General features: G+C 57.2%; 15 protein-coding genes and 7 pseudogenes. 11 read left to right on the forward strand and 11 right to left on the reverse strand.

From position 1 onward, the window contains the following. Positions 1-46: 46 nt before the first annotated feature. Positions 47-529, reverse strand: a pseudogene (locus QFZ91_RS24685) (IS5 family transposase); the annotation flags it as partial. A gap of 40 nt (positions 530-569) precedes the next feature. On the opposite strand from QFZ91_RS24685, the pseudogene QFZ91_RS24690 reads away from it, so the two are divergent. Continuing rightward, positions 570-1366 (forward strand): annotated as a pseudogene (locus QFZ91_RS24690) (IS5 family transposase). 277 nt (positions 1367-1643) lie between these two features. Here the strand turns inward: QFZ91_RS24690 and QFZ91_RS24695 are convergent. The 7 genes and pseudogenes from QFZ91_RS24695 to tnpA form a co-directional block, all read right to left on the reverse strand. Then, positions 1644-1859, reverse strand: a pseudogene (locus QFZ91_RS24695) (IS110 family transposase); the annotation flags it as partial. 47 nt (positions 1860-1906) lie between these two features. Beyond that, a pseudogene (locus tag QFZ91_RS24700) lies at positions 1907-2011 on the reverse strand (IS6 family transposase); the annotation flags it as partial. Between the two features lie 63 nt (positions 2012-2074). Further along, on the reverse strand, positions 2075-2869 hold the full coding sequence (gene hutG / locus QFZ91_RS24705; RefSeq protein ID WP_429568782.1) for an N-formylglutamate deformylase: 795 nt from the start codon (positions 2867-2869) through the stop codon (positions 2075-2077). Then, positions 2853-3452, reverse strand: a pseudogene (locus QFZ91_RS24710) (LysR family transcriptional regulator substrate-binding protein); the annotation flags it as partial. The pseudogene QFZ91_RS24710 and the gene hutG, both read right to left, overlap by 17 nt. Positions 3453-3536: 84 nt before the next feature. Next, positions 3537-5105, reverse strand: coding sequence for an IS66 family transposase (gene tnpC, locus QFZ91_RS24715; protein ID WP_429568745.1), 1569 nt, complete (start codon positions 5103-5105; stop codon positions 3537-3539). Positions 5106-5135: 30 nt separating this feature from the next. Further along, the gene (gene tnpB, locus QFZ91_RS24720; RefSeq protein ID WP_429568717.1) at positions 5136-5480 is read right to left on the reverse strand and encodes an IS66 family insertion sequence element accessory protein TnpB; all 345 of its coding nucleotides are present in this window, start codon (positions 5478-5480) and stop codon (positions 5136-5138) included. Further along, complete coding sequence (gene tnpA, locus QFZ91_RS24725; RefSeq protein WP_429568718.1) at positions 5477-5935, reverse strand: IS66-like element accessory protein TnpA; 459 nt, start codon at positions 5933-5935, stop codon at positions 5477-5479. Before tnpA ends, tnpB begins: the two co-directional genes overlap by 4 nt. A 262-nt stretch (positions 5936-6197) precedes the next feature. Between tnpA and QFZ91_RS24730 the strand changes: the two are divergent. Then, positions 6198-6302 (forward strand): annotated as a pseudogene (locus QFZ91_RS24730) (IS6 family transposase); the annotation flags it as partial. A gap of 252 nt (positions 6303-6554) precedes the next feature. Here QFZ91_RS24730 and QFZ91_RS24735 read toward each other — a convergent pair. Continuing rightward, positions 6555-7220: a hypothetical protein gene (locus tag QFZ91_RS24735; protein ID WP_429568783.1), complete on the reverse strand. Its 666-nt coding sequence runs from the start codon at positions 7218-7220 to the stop codon at positions 6555-6557. Positions 7221-7428: 208 nt separating this feature from the next. Further along, positions 7429-8058, reverse strand: coding sequence for a hypothetical protein (locus QFZ91_RS24740; protein ID WP_429568784.1), 630 nt, complete (start codon positions 8056-8058; stop codon positions 7429-7431). Positions 8059-9465: 1407 nt separating this feature from the next. On the opposite strand from QFZ91_RS24740, the gene QFZ91_RS24745 reads away from it, so the two are divergent. After that, positions 9466-9693 (forward strand): hypothetical protein, encoded by a 228-nt coding sequence (locus QFZ91_RS24745; RefSeq protein ID WP_429568785.1) that lies wholly within the window; start codon positions 9466-9468, stop codon positions 9691-9693. Between the two features lie 14 nt (positions 9694-9707). Beyond that, positions 9708-10394 (forward strand): hypothetical protein, encoded by a 687-nt coding sequence (locus QFZ91_RS24750; RefSeq protein ID WP_429568786.1) that lies wholly within the window; start codon positions 9708-9710, stop codon positions 10392-10394. Here the strand turns inward: QFZ91_RS24750 and QFZ91_RS24755 are convergent. Further along, positions 10391-10573 (reverse strand): hypothetical protein, encoded by a 183-nt coding sequence (locus QFZ91_RS24755; RefSeq protein WP_176369601.1) that lies wholly within the window; start codon positions 10571-10573, stop codon positions 10391-10393. The two genes, QFZ91_RS24750 and QFZ91_RS24755, sit on opposite strands and share 4 nt — an antisense overlap. A gap of 107 nt (positions 10574-10680) precedes the next feature. On the opposite strand from QFZ91_RS24755, the gene QFZ91_RS24760 reads away from it, so the two are divergent. The 7 genes and pseudogenes from QFZ91_RS24760 to QFZ91_RS24790 all read left to right on the forward strand — a co-directional run bounded on the left by QFZ91_RS24760 (position 10681) and on the right by QFZ91_RS24790 (position 15319). Further along, positions 10681-10809, forward strand: coding sequence for a hypothetical protein (locus QFZ91_RS24760; protein ID WP_429568787.1), 129 nt, complete (start codon positions 10681-10683; stop codon positions 10807-10809). Between the two features lie 58 nt (positions 10810-10867). Next, the gene (locus QFZ91_RS24765) at positions 10868-12190 is read left to right on the forward strand and encodes an IS5 family transposase (protein WP_429522490.1); all 1323 of its coding nucleotides are present in this window, start codon (positions 10868-10870) and stop codon (positions 12188-12190) included. 62 nt (positions 12191-12252) lie between these two features. Further along, positions 12253-12642 (forward strand): hypothetical protein, encoded by a 390-nt coding sequence (locus QFZ91_RS24770; protein WP_176112654.1) that lies wholly within the window; start codon positions 12253-12255, stop codon positions 12640-12642. Further along, entirely contained in the window at positions 12617-12919 is a 303-nt protein-coding gene (locus tag QFZ91_RS24775; protein WP_255209103.1) for a helix-turn-helix transcriptional regulator, read from the forward strand. The genes QFZ91_RS24770 and QFZ91_RS24775 overlap by 26 nt, the downstream gene beginning before the upstream one ends. Before the next feature lie 194 nt (positions 12920-13113). Further along, positions 13114-13364, forward strand: a pseudogene (locus tag QFZ91_RS24780) (IS5/IS1182 family transposase); the annotation flags it as partial. 786 nt (positions 13365-14150) lie between these two features. After that, positions 14151-14867, forward strand: coding sequence for a S8 family serine peptidase (locus QFZ91_RS24785; RefSeq protein ID WP_429568788.1), 717 nt, complete (start codon positions 14151-14153; stop codon positions 14865-14867). Further along, complete coding sequence (locus tag QFZ91_RS24790) at positions 14864-15319, forward strand: S8 family serine peptidase (RefSeq protein WP_429569132.1); 456 nt, start codon at positions 14864-14866, stop codon at positions 15317-15319. Before QFZ91_RS24785 ends, QFZ91_RS24790 begins: the two co-directional genes overlap by 4 nt. Positions 15320-15347 lie beyond the last annotated feature (28 nt).

A 15347-nucleotide genomic window follows, 5' to 3' on the forward strand; every position in this document is an offset into this window, starting at 1 on the left:
GCGTCGCTGGAGCGGTGCCTCTCGAACGAGCCCAGACTTAGAGCCGCTAACACAAGTCATCAACGAAGCGCGAGCAGATAACGGCAGCAGCCAAGGAAAGCAAAGCACTATGAATGTCGAGACGCCGTTCGAAACGAATGCGCAGTTCGCCGAAACCGGCAAACCATGCATGCGTGCGCTCGACCACTCAGCGATGCCGCCCGAGCCGCTCCTTGCTTTCCACGCCGCGACGGGCAATACGGGCCGTGATTCCGCGCTGCTTCAGGTAACGCCGACAGCGGGCAAAGTCATAGCCCTTGTCCGCATGCAACTTGCCCGGGGGTTTGCGGGGCTGGCCATTCAGACCCGAGACTGCCGGAATGGCATCGAGCGTGGGCTCGAATGCCATCGAGTCGTGTCGGTTGGCGCCCGTGACCGTGATGGCCAGTGGAATGCTGCGCGCGTCTACAACGATGTGCCGTTTCGACCCGAGCTTTCCCCGGTCTGTCGGGTTGGGGCCGGTTTCCTGGCCCCCCCCGGGGGCTGGCAACAACCTGGACATCAAGCCATAGGTTTCGTATCCTGGGCGCATGTCCAGAAGAAAAATCAGCAACGAACTGTGGGCGGCGCTGGAACTGTTGATTCCGGCATTTACGCCGTCACCCAAAGGCGGCCGTCGGCGCACAGTTGACGACCGCGCAGCACTGAACGGCATCCTGTATGTCCTGCAAACGGGCATCCCATGGGAAGACCTGCCGCAGGAACTGGGTTTCGGCAGCGGCATGACATGCTGGCGACGGCTACGAGACTGGCAGGCCGCAGGCGTGTGGGAGCAACTGCATCTGGCAATGCTTCGCCGGTTGCGTGAACACGACCAGATTGATTGGGAACGGGCGAGCCTCGATGCTGCCAGCCCCCGGGGGGGCAGGAAACCGGCCCCAACCCGACAGACCGGGGAAAGCTCGGGTCGAAACGGCACATCGTTGTAGACGCGCGCAGCATTCCACTGGCCATCACGGTCACGGGCGCCAACCGACACGACTCGATGGCATTCGAGCCCACGCTCGATGCCATTCCGGCAGTCTCGGGTCTGAATGGCCAGCCCCGCAAACCCCCGGGCAAGTTGCATGCGGACAAGGGCTATGACTTTGCCCGCTGTCGGCGTTACCTGAAGCAGCGCGGAATCACGGCCCGTATTGCCCGTCGCGGCGTGGAAAGCAAGGAGCGGCTCGGGCGGCATCGCTGAGTGGTCGAGCGCACGCATGCATGGTTTGCCGGTTTCGGCGAACTGCGCATTCGTTTCGAACGGCGTCTCGACATTCATAGTGCTTTGCTTTCCTTGGCTACTGCCGTTATCTGCTCGCGCTTCGTTGATGACTTGTGTTAGCGGCTCTTAGCGGAAACACGACATTTCTTATATGGTCGCCTCCCATTTGCAAGCCGATTGTGCGTGGCGAGGAGGGTGGTTGCGGACTTATATCCGGACTCTATCGCGGGATTTTCCCCGCCGGCCCCGATGGATTTCGCCGCAAAGGTCCTAATCTAAATGGTGAACTCGAGATCCGAGAAATGTCTCAGGCTTGCCTTTGCGTGGTCCAACCTGTCTTGCCATCGTTCAATTCACCTATGCAACAGTGGATGGGTTAAAGGGCTTCGATGCGTGATTACTGCGCCGGTGCCACCTGATACGTTCGGCCGTACGCCAGCAGCGCCCAGATCGTTCGCGCCAGCTTGTTGGCGAGCGCAACGGCAACGACGTTGGTTGGTCGTCGCGTCAGGAGGGTACGCAGACGCTCCGGCAGATGCTTCGAGGCCGAGATCACTGAACGGGCGCCATGAAGCAGCAGCGTGCGTAAATAGAGGCCTGGCCGGGATTCCATGGCACGCTGCCTGCCTGCGACGTGGCTCGCGGAAAACCTGCATCGTGGCGCGTGAGCGGGTGACTATTTTTAGCGCGATTGTTCACCTGAGCCGACGTCTTTGCGAACAGGTCCTTTACGACGGCGAGTTCCGGTACTTGGGCCTTCGCTGCTTGCCCGCATCGATTTGACATTGCAGGGGCCGGACACTTTTTGAATATCGCAACGGGACGATCTCACAATGCACTGACTGCATCCATTGACCTACCGACCATTGTTTCCAATGTTGGTATAACCAGCCGCGCACGATCCGGGATTAGGTGAAACGGAAGATTTTCGTCCATGTAAGTACTCTGACACATCTCAAGCTGGATGGCATGGATACCGGATGACGGCACTCCGTAATGACGGGTGATAAACCCGCCCTTGAATCGGCCGTTGCTAATCCAGGAATACCCGCTTTCCGCTGCTGCATTGATTGCAGCTTGAAGTACCGAATCGGCCGCAGTGCGGCAGTCCTGCGTTCCGATGTTCAGATCTGGGAGTTTGCCCTGGAACAGCCGCGGTAGAACGCTCGCAATCGAATGCGCTTCCCACAGAAGTACATGCGGATGTTCCTCGCGAAGTCGACGCAGTTCTTCTACAAGGCGATCATGGTACGGTTGCCAGTATGACTTTACTCGCAAATTCTTTTCATCTGCCGTCGGAGTCTGCCTATCGCGATAGACAGTCTCGCCACGGAACGTCTGCTCCGGACATAAGCCGGTGGTCTGTTGCCCGGGATAAAGACTCTCGTCGGAAGATGGTCTGTTCAAATCGATGACATAGCGGGACAAGTGCGCACTCGTGACCGTCGCCCCGAGCTTATGCGCGAACTCGTAGAGTTTGTCGAGATGCCAGCCAGTGTCGGCAAGCCTTAGCGCGGCGTCGGTGTATTTCTCTCGTAGGTCGTCTGGGATGTTTGTCCCGAGATGGGGAATCGAAATAAGTAGCAGGGCGTTCCCTCGCGTCAAATCATATACTTTTGTCACGATGAGTCCTCGTTATGTTTGACTGTTGTAGCGCGGTCGCAGGCATCTGCGGTAACAGTTTTTTGAGCGCAGGACGGATCAGCTCGTCGAGGACGTTTCCGGTAAGGGCCGAGATCTGGTCCACGAGTTCGTCCCACTCGGCACGCCTGTGCAAAATGAAAAAATCCCGCCGACTCAGATGGCTCCTGGAAAGAGGAAATACGACTAAAGTGTCAAGATAGTGGCGCGCTTGCCAAAGGCAGAGCGGTGTGGAAATGGCAAAACCGAGGTTTGCGCTGACAAGGCTCAGCAGCGGGTCCGTCGCATCGAATTCGTAATGACGAGCGCTGCCGATGTTCAGATGTCGAGCTAACCGCTCAATCTGCTGCCCAATTACTGAACGCGCCGTGTATCGAATCAGCGGCAGTTCGGCAGCCAGGCTTCCCCATTCGGGATTTGCTCCCTTATGCCTCTCGAACCAGCGGCGAGAAGCGACTGCGAGAAAAGCCTCTGATAAAAGCGGAACTTCGACCAGTCGTGTGTCGGTAATTGTGGTCTGAGTGCAAACCACGACGTCCACCTCGCGCTGATGAATTTGCGCTGAAAGGGCTGGTGTGTAAGCGGCTCAGCTGGGCCGTTCGTCCATTCGCGGTGCGCGTAAAGCATGATGGTGAACTGGAGCTGCCGGTCAGGTAGAGGGCTTTGGCGAACTGGCTGGCGTGTGCAGCTTGTCGGCCACACGCCAAGGCAGGAGCTCGTCGATGCGATTGATTTTGTGACCGGCGATATGGGTTAGCACATAGTCGAGGTAGGCACGCGGATCGATGTCATTCAGTGTGCAAGTGCCAATCAATGCGTACATCGCGGCTGCGCGTTCGCCGCCGCTGTCTGAGCCGGCGAATAAAAAATTTTTCCGACCCAGGCTTACACAACGCAGCGCGTTCTCCGCGATGTTGTTGTCGATCTCGAGCGTACCGTCTTCGCAATACAACGTCAGTGCGCTCCACTGGTTCAGCGTATAGTTGATCGCCTTGGCCGTATCGGACTTCGACGACAGCGTTTCGAGCTTTGCCCTGAGCCACGCTTCGTAGATCTGAAGCAGAGGTCTGGCATTCTCCTGCCGTATTCGCAGCCGTTCGGCGGCGGGCTTGCCGCGAATGGAGGCCTCAATGTCATAGAGCCCGCCAATATATTCGAGTGCCTTTTGTGTTGTGTCAGATGGCGTGCGCACATGGATGTCGTAGAACTTTCTCCTCGCGTGGGCATGGCATGCCGCCTCGCGTATCAAGCCATCGCGGAACAATTCGTCGAAGCCCGCGTAAGCGTCCGCTTGCAGAATCCCTTTGAAGCTGGCGAGATGGGTTTGAGGATGGATGCCTTGCCGGTTCGGCGAGTACGCGAACCAGACTGAAGCAGGTTGCGCCGAGCCGGAGCGATGATCGTCGCGCACGTAGACCCATAGCCGGCCGGTGCGGGTCTTCCTGTTGCCCGGTGAGAGCACCGGGATCGGCGTGTCATCCGCGTGCAGCTTGGTGGCGGACACGGTATAGCGGCGCAGCGCCTCTGTTAGCGGTGCGCACAGTGCCTCGCACTGGCCGACCCATCGGCCCATGCTGGCCCGGTCAAGCGTCACGCCGTCGCGCGCCGCGATCGCCGATTGCCGGTACAACGGCTGGTGGTCTGCATACTTCGAGACGAGGATGTCTGCCAGCAAGCTCGGATGGGCGATGCTGCGCTCGATCGGCAGGCCGGGCATCGGTGGCTGGGTGATAGTACTGCAGGAGGGGCAAACCAGTTTGCGCCGGATCGTGCGAATGACCTTGAACGCAGCTGCGACCCGGGCGAGTTGTTCGGACACGTCCTCGCCGAGCACCTGCATTGGTTGACCGCAGTCCGGGCAACTCGATTCGGGCCCGAGTACATGATCCTCGCGCGGCAGATGCGCGGGAAGCGCTTGCCTCGAAGATGCTTCGTCCGTCCTCGCAATCGAGGCGGACGCATTTGCACCGCGAGCCTGCGCACGCTGCACATCCGCAACGCCGCGCCCGGCGGCCAGATCCTCGAGTTGAGTCTCGAGCGTCTCGATTTGCCGCTGCAGCTGCTCGGACTTGCGACCGAACTGCATGCGCCTGAGCTTGTCGATCTGGGCCTTGAGCTGCTCAATCTCGACATCGCGTTCGGCAAGCAGACTACGAGCCTCGACCAGCAAGGCCTTCAGGAGTTCGACATCGTCAGGAAGATCGGCGCCGCTCGACATGCGCCGTAGTTTACGAGTCTGCCGCGCGGTTTACAACATCGATAATGCGGCGGTGCGACGGGGCTGTCGCCAGTCGATGCCCTCAAGCAGCATCGACAGCTGTGCAGAGCTCAGATGCACCTTGCCACCGTCGGCCTGGGGCCATATAAAACGGCCTCGTTCAAGCCGCTTCGCGAGAAGCCAGATTCCGTCCTCCGTGGCCCAGAGAATTTTTATCAGATCGCCGCGACGGCCCCGGAAGATGTAGACGTTGCCGCCCAGAGGATTCTCCTCAAGCGCTGTTTGCACCTTCGCTGCCAACCCCTGGAACCCGCATCGCATATCGGTGACGCCAGCAGCGATCCAGATGCGCGTGCCTGCCGGTAGGGAGATCATGAGCGCAGACTGCCCAGCACGATCCGCAACATATCGGCATCAACCAGGCCGTCCACTTTAACCACCGCACGACCGATCCGGATCTCGATCGTGCCGACCGGTGAGACAGGCTTCGCGCCCAGCGCTTGCGCTTCTACCGGAGCTGATGCAATGACCTCTGTTGGCGTGTCGCTGAGCAATACGACCGGAATGAGCCCGGCAGATCGAGCTTGCTGATCGTCCAGATATCGCCGCCGCCAGGTGAACAGCATGTTCGCGTTGATGCCATTCTCCCGGGCCAGCTTTGAGACTGATACGCCAGGCTCGCAAGCTGCCGCTGCCAGTCGCTCACGAAGCTCCCGGGGGTAATTCGGGCGCCCCGTTCGTGTACCTGGCTTCTTCTCTGCAGACTGTGTCAAAGTGGTGCCCATCAGATCGGAAATGATGGACATCACTTTGATGTCGACCTCAGCCACCGTCTATAACGGCCGGCACGAGCCGCTTACGCTGGTGTAAGCCCAGACCACATTTCAATTTGACGGGTTGATCCGGACATGGCGCGAATCAGCTCCGGACCGACGGTGGCAGCGAACGAGTCAACGCATCCAAGTCGAACCGGCAGGGTTTCGCCTCGCGACGTGTCCCTAAGCTTGCTGCTGACATCTTGTGCCTGCTTCAACAGGGGCCCGGCCAGCTTGAGCAGAGCGCGGCCAGCGAGATTGGGCCGGGGCGGCCGGCGCCCGCATCCTGTTGGGTGGTATTGAAACAATGCACATGATCGTCAAGGGGCAGATGGATGACGGCGGGACCGATCAAACTCCCGCACAGCAGTTCTATTCACTGCCGCATAAGCGTTCCTCACCATACCGGACTCTGTCGTCCGGTCGGCCTTACCGCGACAAAACCCGCCTGTGTGCAAGGACTGCCCAGATGATCCGCGCCATCTGGGCAAAGCGTTGTCCAACAAGGCTCGCTGCGCCCACGCAGGCAACTGCATCGCAGGTTGACAGAATTACTGGCGCAAAGGTGAGACATTTACTGTAATACGTTTTACGCGACCGGCTTGCGTCGCCGCCAAGATGGGCTATGAGCACATTATGTTTTTTGAAAATCGAGAGTCCCGTTCAGATCATATTTCAGGCTTGTCGCCCCGGGGCCGAAATCGACCCTCGTCGCGGGGGTCATGCTGTCTAATTCCAACGTCGGCGCGCTCATTCTGCCTTGCCCATCTGACTGTGGCAGGACGGTTCCCAGTGCGCAGTCGGTGACTATTAAATAGTAGGAAAACCGAACAATATTGAAAATGTACTGTGTATTCGGGGCGCCTTGCGCAACTAGCGCGGGATTAGAGTCAATGTATAGCGCAACACCCATGGTCAACGCATCGCTTACCGTGAAACTTCTATCTGTATTAATTCGAAGTTTACCCATAAGGTGGTTATCAAAATATGGCCGTCCAGAATAGAAGCTGCCGTTTTGATATCCAATTGGAAGCGAGTTTTCGCCCTTTGCGGTGAATGGGAAGGCTGACGTCATTTGCCCGTACTGGAATTGCGCACCTACATCAATTGATTTTGTGGCATTTCCCCAACCAAGTCCGTAAGCAGTATCGTCCCATTTGAATTGGTGGTTGCCTTTGTCATTGATCCTGCTTCGTAGCCAGACCAGTGAAAAGCAACATTTGCCGAAAGTGTCCGCCAGAAATATCGCAACGTTCTGCGGTGCGCCACTGCTATTGGTGACGGTCACGGAATAGGTCATGATAAAATGTCGATCCTTCTTCTTCTCGGGAGAAAATGAATGCGTCAAGGGAATTGATATAGATGAATATTATATGCGCTTATTGATTTGGCATTGACGGTGATGGCGCGTATTGGCAATTTATTGTCGCCGAGCTTAATAAAAACCAGTCTGTTTGAAAACAGACTGGTTTTACCGAGCCACCGAAAAGCAGGCTGCCAGGCTCCGGCTATACCGGGACGAATTGTAACGTATCAGTCAGCTTGAATTTCAACGAAGTCACGCCTCCCGCAAATTCGAATTGTTTCGGACTGCTGACAAAGCTGCCAGAGACAGCAACGCCTTGCTTGGCCTCAGTTGTGCAGATCCAGTAAATCGGGTGGGTGTCAAACAAAAATTTGCCATTTGGTTTGCCTTGCATTGCAAACGTTGGCAGAGAATTCATGTACACGGCAAGGCTCATTGCTTGTGACTGTGAAACTGTAAACGACGCGTCTGTCGTGACCAGCATGCTACCGTTGGGCACCTGCGGGTCGTTGAATGCCACAGGATGAGTCTTAAACTGCTCATTAGCATAAGTCACGCCCATCTCGTTGTTGCCGCCAGCAGTGGTTGGATCCATCCTTTGGATCGGGCCGCCAGAACTCCACTGGACGCCCGGTACAAGCGGTTGCTCGGAGGTGCCCCAGTTGAGCGCCCAGTCGACTGTCCAATTGTAGCTATTGGTATTGCCATTGTTGACCGATTGCAGAAGCCACACTAGTGGCAATCCTGCTTTTAAATTAGGATACGTCTGGTAGATAGCGACATTCGCGGGAGCGCCGCTGTCATTGAGCACGGATATGGTGTATGAAGACATGAGTGCATTCACTTATTTCAAGAGTTGATGGATAACTTATCCTGCCGTTGGCGGCAAATCTGAACGATTTGCTCAATCAAGGTGTGAAAGTTCTACGAAGTAAATGAGTAAGGTACTGCGTTTCCGGTTGGTCGAACGTTTGTACGTTCGCCTAGCCAGAGCAGCTTACGTGCCAGCTGACCCGAGAACAGGAGAAATGGCCGACACAACACATTAGTCTTTGAGGGTGATTGTCCTAGGTGTTAGGTTCTCGACATTATATGTTCACAAGCGGGACCGAAGTACTCACGCGGCGGCGCAAGCGATCGGGCGAAGCCGGCGTCGAAGAACTGCTCACCTCACTCTATCGCAATCAGCTCGCCGCACGCTTCGCCGCTTGGCATCTTTTCATTGAGGTGCCGGGTTCCGTTTTCTGAACAGATCTGAGTCCTCTCCGCTATTGCGCCGCGAACAATTTAACGTGACAGCGCCGAAATTGGCCTCGTCGCAACTAAGACAATAAACGGCGGGTTTGTCGGGTTTGAAATGTAGGCCTCCACGTAAAAATTGCGTTGGCTGACCGACGGTCGCGAATGTGGGCGGAAACGAGTGAGTTGGCATGAAACCCGCTTTTGATAAACTTGTGACCTGCTCAGTAAAAAAAGGACATGCCCGTCTTACGGATACCCGTGCCGCCGCGCTTCCGCAGTAACCCGTTCGTACAAGTGGTGATCCATTGAGACGGGATAGGTGCAAGGCATGACACCATGACTCCATATGCGTGTTCCTTTAACAACATTCGCTAGGCCGATTGCCTAGTTGGTTTGCTCGGGACGCTTTCGACGTGTTCTGCGATGGACAATTTTATTTATATGCCCACAATTGGATCCGAAATGAACTCTCGAGATCGAGCATAAATTGCCGGGGGATGATGTTGCCCGACTCAAGACCCGGTGAAACTATCTCAACGACGGTGGCGATCAACTCCATTGATGACTATCGCTTGCTGTTCAGCGGCGAAGCGTGCGAAGCAGCGCGGGCAGGTTTTTCCGACCCACTCAGTGCGTTATCTCGACCGTAACCAGAACGGGAATTCCTCTGGGCGCTTTGAACAGACTGGCCGACTATGTCGATGGACATGGCGATCTTGCTTCGAACGACAAGGCATTGAATACAAATTTTCGTGCAGTACGGATCGGCTTGTCCTTTCATGAGAGGTTTTCTGGAAACAGGAATAACTTAACGATATTGGTCGATTTCATTGTTCAAGAAATCGAAACCGCAGGGAAATAAGTGTCCGTATCGCCGATATGGGCGTGAACGTCATAAACCTGTTGGATATTGTTTGAAGGAGTTGATATGAATGACCATACGTCAAGCAGCAATTCATCATTGCGAGGTGCACGGCCGAACGGCGCCGAGACGGAAGTGCACGCGATCGATCCGGAAATGCTGGAAGCGATGCTCGTCGAAGCGACGGACACCGCACCGGCCGTGAATGACCCGTCGCTGGCGTTGGACGAGGATCTGGAGAACTGCGACCTGCAAGCAATCGGCGCCGCTGCCTCCGGCACGCCTTCGAAAATGCGATTCGGCCGCACGACGCAGACCAGCACCGAAAGTTGCCAGAACACCTGCGGCGGGTGTCGGGGCTGACGGAGAGGTTCGCGATGGACGCGCAAGTCGTCACGCTTCTTCCTCCACTCGCGGAATCGACGTTGCGCGATTGGGTCGCTCGCAGCGCGTGGCTAGGCGAGCGCCTGACCTGCCCCCCCGACGCCGGTGGCGTCGGGGGCGACAAGGAGGCTGCCGCTTTCGCGTCCTGGCGCCGGTTGGCCGCGAAGGATCACGCGTACCATTTCGACACCTATCTCGAACGGCTCGGGCTGTGCGAGCACCAGGCGGTGCTGCGCCTCGGCCCTGCGAGGCAGGCCGGTCGCGCCGCGCTGCCTGACTGGGCGGATCGCTTGCCCGCGTGGATTGCGCTCGTTTGTACGGGCGACGCGGCATCGGAGGGCCGCGACGACGGCAATGTCCCGTTTGCTGATCTCTTTCGTCCGCTGGGCCGTGCCATATGGGATCGTATCGCCCGCGATCTGGATAGCTCGCTTTGGGCCGCGCCGGTTCGAGACGACGTGAGCGCTGGGCTGGCCACACACCTGTCCGCGCTGTTCGCCGACAGCCTTTACGGCTGGTTCAACGCGTTCCGGTCGGTCCGGCAATCGCACGGCCTTCCTGCGGCGGACGAGGCCGCGTCCGCGTCGAAGCAAATTTACGCCGATTTCATGTCGTGGCTGCGCAGCGGGCATTTGAGGTCCGGCCGGGATTCGCTAAAAATCCGCCACATCTCGGCCTAAGCTGCTGATTTGACTGCGAAATCGATGGTCGGATCGAGCAGTGGAACGGGGCATTGCAGATCCGGCAGATAGTCTCCGAGCCGGTTGACATGCCCTCGCCAGTACTGCAGCGACGTCTTGAAAATATTAGCGTCGACCAGATACCAGTTCTCGTGAGCTTCTTTTGGCTTGCGTGACATCCGCAGCACGTTGCACAGGATCCTTCACTTTTCGTTTCGCTTCGGCAACGGCTGGCCGGGCACGAGTATCTGGCGAGCGCGATATCGACGTACATGCAGGACGAGGAATGTTCGCCGCCCGCAGCGGCGATGAAGGCGCGCGAGCGCTGGCAGTTGCGTCTCGCGCTATCGAGTCGAGCCTGATCAATTCGGAGAGCCTTGCGTGGCAGAGCTTTGAGGCCGAATTGGTGTTGTGAGATTTGCAGGATCCTGGCACATTAACGTGAGAATCCTGCATTTTTCGACGAGGTGCGAATGGGTCCGAAGACGCCTGTGACGGAGGGAGATTTTTTCCGCCAGCCGCTGCGCGAACAGATCAACCTGAAGCATCCGTTGATACGTTTGGCCGACCTGATCAACTGGGAGCGACTGGGCGCATCAATGAGCGAAAGCTTTGTATCGCGCAAGGGACGACCGGCGACATCGCCGAGGCTGATCGCCGGGTTGCTGTATTTGCAGCACGCGTTCGACCTGTCCGACGAAGAGGTCGTCTGGCAATGGGTAGAGAACCCGTACTGGCAGGTGTTCACCGGCGAGACCTACTTGCAGACCGAACCTCCGATCGACCCATCGAGCCTGACGCGTTGGCGCAAGCGAATGGGCGAAGCCGGCGTTGAAGAGTTGCTGGCCGAAACGATCGAAGCAGCAAAACGCGCTGGCGTGATCAAGGCTTCGAGCGTCAAGCGCGTGATTGTTGATACGACCGTCATGGAGAAGGCGATCGCCCACCCAACCGATTCGCGCCTGCTCGAACGGTGTCGCGAACATCTGGTGAAAGCCGCGGCACGGCACGGTCTGAAACTGAGGCAGAACTACAACCGCGAGGCGCCGCATCTGGCGCTGCAGATTGGCCGCTACGCTCACGCGAAACAGTACAAACGCATGAGGAAAGCGCTGCGCACGCTGCGCTCGCGCGTTGGACGGGTGATGCGCGATGTGGAGCGGCAGGTCAACCAGGTGGCCGACCTAGGCTGCGCTGAATTAACGGAACTGATCGCCCGCACGAGACGCATTCTGGCGCAGAAGCCGAAGGACAAGAACAAGCTTTATGCGCTGCATGCACCGGAAGTCGAGTGCCTGGCCAAGGGCAAGGCGCGCAAGCCGTACGAGTTCGGGGTGAAAGTTTCGATCGCGACGACCCACAAGGAAGGACTGGTGGTTGGCATGCGCTCGATGCCAGGCAATCCGTACGACGGGCACACCCTGGCTGAAGCGCTGGAGCAGGCGGCAATCCTGTGCGACGCCACGCCGGAGGTCGCCATCGTCGACCGTGGCTACAAGGGTGTCGCCGTCGATGGTGTGAAGATCTACCACCCGGGCTTGCGGCGGGGCATTACACGCGGACTACGCGCGATGATCAGACGGCGCAGCGCAATCGAGCCAGCAATCGGTCACATGAAGACAGACGGAAAACTCGATCGCAACTGGCTCAAGGGTGCGCTCGGCGACGCGATGCACGCGGTGATGTGCGGCGCAGGACACAATCTACGGATGATCCTCAGGAAGCTGCGGCTTCTTTGCGCCTTCATTCTGACCGCCTTGTTCAACCACCGACTTGCTCGGCTTCAATCCCCGTAACTACGGTGCTCGGCAAAACGAATTGTTCAGGACGGACTATCGATTGACCCGGAGGAAACCTGATGTACCTACATTCGCGCGCGCAATACTCGTATAGCGTCGAACCGCCCTTTATCTGCATCATCGATCACAACGATGGCGCGCGCTCCGTAACCAATGACGCCGAGCGCGTCATCGCCGATCTGGTCGCCGATGGCTTTCGCGTTGATGAGTACGTCATCATCTATCAGGACAGCGAGGGCGTATGGGATCGCATGCTGACCGCAGACGGCGCCTTCCTCTGCTTTGAGTCTGTCTGCGAGTTAAAGAGCAGGCGAAGCGCGTCATCAATGGCGAGGCGCCGTATAGCCCGTCAATCTGAGGGGCGGCAGTGGTCTGTTTCTCGGAGCCCGGCGGCCCCGATATCAAAAGGGAAGGGTCTGAAACATGACAACGAAGACGACAACCATTAGCGCGAAGCCGGTCTATCTCGACCTGCATGCGGCGGCGACATTCGTATCGCTATCGGAAGCGACGATTCAAAAGCTGGTGCGCGAGAATGAGTTCCCGCCGCCGCGCAAGATATCCGCGAATCGGGTGGCCTTTCATGCTTTCCAACGGCGTCGTCTATGCAGACCTCGCCTCGGTACCGACTACTTCAGCCGGCTCGACACTGGCAAAACCATCCAACGCCTGCTCAAGCGGCTTGCCGATCTCGGCTACAACTCGCAACCGGCCCCTTCCTCATGAGCGCTTCTTACCAGCAACTGGTTGCGTGTTTTCAAAAACGAAAACGCGCAACCAGTTGAAAGTCATACTGCCTGGGCGGTATTAGAGAATCACGCGGACATCAAAAAAACATTTTATATCTATGTGATGGGCGATCGGTGCCATGATGGCAGCAATCCCATAGGGCCTGCAGTCTCGATCTTTGCTTGTGTGCGCACAGGGGGTTTTCGGGATTAGACAAGGGTATGACGCGTTTGATTGGCGAGAGTGCGATTCTCCGGTTCCGTCACCTCCTCGCAACACACGGCTTGGCCGCGTGATACGCACGCTGGTCAATGAGATCCTGAGCGAGCAAGGCTTGATGCTGAAGGCAGGGTCGGCGGTCGATGCGATCTTGATTTCGGCACCCAGTTCGACAAAGAACGGCTCTGATACACGGGGCCCGGAGACGCACCAGATGAAGGAGGAACCAGCAGCAGTTTGGATAGACGAAGGCCCCGTATCGAGGGTTGATGAAGAGCACCGCGCAGATCACGACACTGTTTGCACTGGCCAACCGTTGAACGGCGCGCAAGGCTTTACGCGAAACGTGAAAAGCCCATCGGTCTCGGCAAACGGAGGTCGTCATGCTTCGAAAGCCGGGCGACCACCCTGCCAACAAACTCTTACGACTGATATGCCGCAAGTGGCAAAAGATCAGCGCTCTGAAAACTAGCGGCTGAGCGACGCAGACCGACGAGTGGTATGGGTGACTGCGTGGCGCTGAGGGAGTAAGGTGGCTCCGGTCGAGCCGGCTGGGACAAGCCCAACGATGTACGAGCTCGAAGCTCAATGGGGTCCGAAGACTCCGTGGAAGCACCACTGGGAATACCCCGCGTTCTCGGCGTGGGGTCGTTTATTAGCGGGGTGGGCGGCATGAAACACTGGCGAGTGCCTTGGTTCGGAATGCGAACCATCTCGCATGCGTCCCATCAGCTCGAGTCTCCTACCGGACACTGCACAATTTTTGCCAATAACCGCTCGTTGAGCCATGCTCATCATCGCCGACACCTCCGCCGTTTCACGCTCGCGTTACAGATCGACCTTGTGCATATGGTCAGCCGCACGCTTGATCCCTGTCGATACGTATCGCGCAATCGTTGCTTGCAGCCCGAACGACTTCCTTCCGCCGGTACGATGGCGGCTCTAAGCGTCGATCATACCGACACACAGGCTAAAGCGATGTATAAGGCAAGGTCGATCGCATTGCTTCATGTATTTCTTGGGATCTCTGTTTCTAAAGCCAGCATTCGGTCAGGAACGACTCTATACGAATGCCGACGGTAGCAAAACGGACAGCCTGGAGCAAGCCGCCAAATCTTGGGGCAACGATAAAGAATTCAAGGCGAGCTGGTCGGCTGGCGCGATGAAGGCGCAATACGCGTATGCGATGGGGTTTACCGGAAGAGGCATAAAAGTCGGGGTGCTGGATTCAGGCGTCGATACGACACATCCCGAACTGTCAGGACCTCGGATCCATCCTGTGTCTACTATCGGTACATACTATGAAGACGGGTTCCAGTTTTATGCCGACGATTCGACGATCCCGGTCAAGAAGGGTGACGTATTCAATGTTCCCGGATCGCATGTCGATGATGTGAATGACTCGCATGGAACCGAGGTAAGCGGAGCCATTGGTGCCGCACGAGACGGCAAAGGAATGCAGGGTGTCGCGTTCAATGCAGATGTTTATGTCGCGAACACCAATGGGACCGACGACAATCGTGAACATGGCTCCAACCGCCTAGACTACGGTTACTTTACTGCTGCCTATGATTCCTTGGGAAAAAGTGGTGTTCGTATCGTCAATCAGAGTTGGGGTCAGAGTTCTCCCATTCCGGCAGAGAATCTGACAGACAATGTTGACCAGTTAAAAACCGCGTACAGGGATTCGCTAAACGCGCGCGCGAAGGTTCGAAAACTTGGATAGATGCAGCCGCAGAGGCCGCCACGAAATATCACTATATTGAAGTTATTTCCGCGTCGAACGACCCTCAGAGAAATCCGGATGTGCTGGCCGCGTTGCCATACTATCGTCCGGAAATTGAAACGGACTGGTTAGTCGTGTCCGGTTATTCCCGCAACAATGGGCAGGTTTATAACCAGTGCGGTGTTGCAAAATGGTGGTGTCTCATGGCGCCGACCGTGGCGATGGCCCCCAAAGCTGGAGGCGGCTATGACCCCCGCTTCAACGGCACATCCGCGTCTGCTCCATACGCCTCCGGTGCGCTTGCGCCGGTCATGGAGCGTTATCCCTATCTGACTAGCGAGCAGGCGTTGACGGTATTGCTCACGACTTCGCAAGAGATGGTTTCGGATCCCAACAAGGTCGACCCTTCGAAACCGCTCGATCAGCTTCCCTACGACAACAGTGGTAGTTAGTCCGTCCTGAACAATTCGTTTTGCCGAG

Source organism: Paraburkholderia sp. JPY419, from assembly GCF_050435705.1.
In the GTDB taxonomy this organism is placed as follows: domain Bacteria; phylum Pseudomonadota; class Gammaproteobacteria; order Burkholderiales; family Burkholderiaceae; genus Paraburkholderia; species Paraburkholderia youngii.

Bases quoted from the DNA above. Each gene is read 5' to 3' on its own strand.
- QFZ91_RS24765 (WP_429522490.1), top strand. From the start codon at position 10,868: ATGGGTCCGAAGACGCCTGTGACGGAGGGAGATTTTTTCCGCCAGCCG.
- QFZ91_RS24750 (WP_429568786.1), top strand. From the start codon at position 9,708: ATGGACGCGCAAGTCGTCACGCTTCTTCCTCCACTCGCGGAATCGACG.
- QFZ91_RS24760 (WP_429568787.1), top strand. From the start codon at position 10,681: ATGTTCGCCGCCCGCAGCGGCGATGAAGGCGCGCGAGCGCTGGCAGTT.
- QFZ91_RS24785 (WP_429568788.1), top strand. From the start codon at position 14,151: ATGTATTTCTTGGGATCTCTGTTTCTAAAGCCAGCATTCGGTCAGGAA.
- QFZ91_RS24755 (WP_176369601.1), bottom strand. From the start codon at position 10,573: ATGTCACGCAAGCCAAAAGAAGCTCACGAGAACTGGTATCTGGTCGAC.
- QFZ91_RS24775 (WP_255209103.1), top strand. From the start codon at position 12,617: ATGACAACGAAGACGACAACCATTAGCGCGAAGCCGGTCTATCTCGAC.
- QFZ91_RS24770 (WP_176112654.1), top strand. From the start codon at position 12,253: ATGTACCTACATTCGCGCGCGCAATACTCGTATAGCGTCGAACCGCCC.
- QFZ91_RS24735 (WP_429568783.1), bottom strand. From the start codon at position 7,220: ATGACCTATTCCGTGACCGTCACCAATAGCAGTGGCGCACCGCAGAAC.
- QFZ91_RS24740 (WP_429568784.1), bottom strand. From the start codon at position 8,058: ATGTCTTCATACACCATATCCGTGCTCAATGACAGCGGCGCTCCCGCG.
- tnpC (WP_429568745.1), bottom strand. From the start codon at position 5,105: ATGTCGAGCGGCGCCGATCTTCCTGACGATGTCGAACTCCTGAAGGCC.
- tnpB (WP_429568717.1), bottom strand. From the start codon at position 5,480: ATGATCTCCCTACCGGCAGGCACGCGCATCTGGATCGCTGCTGGCGTC.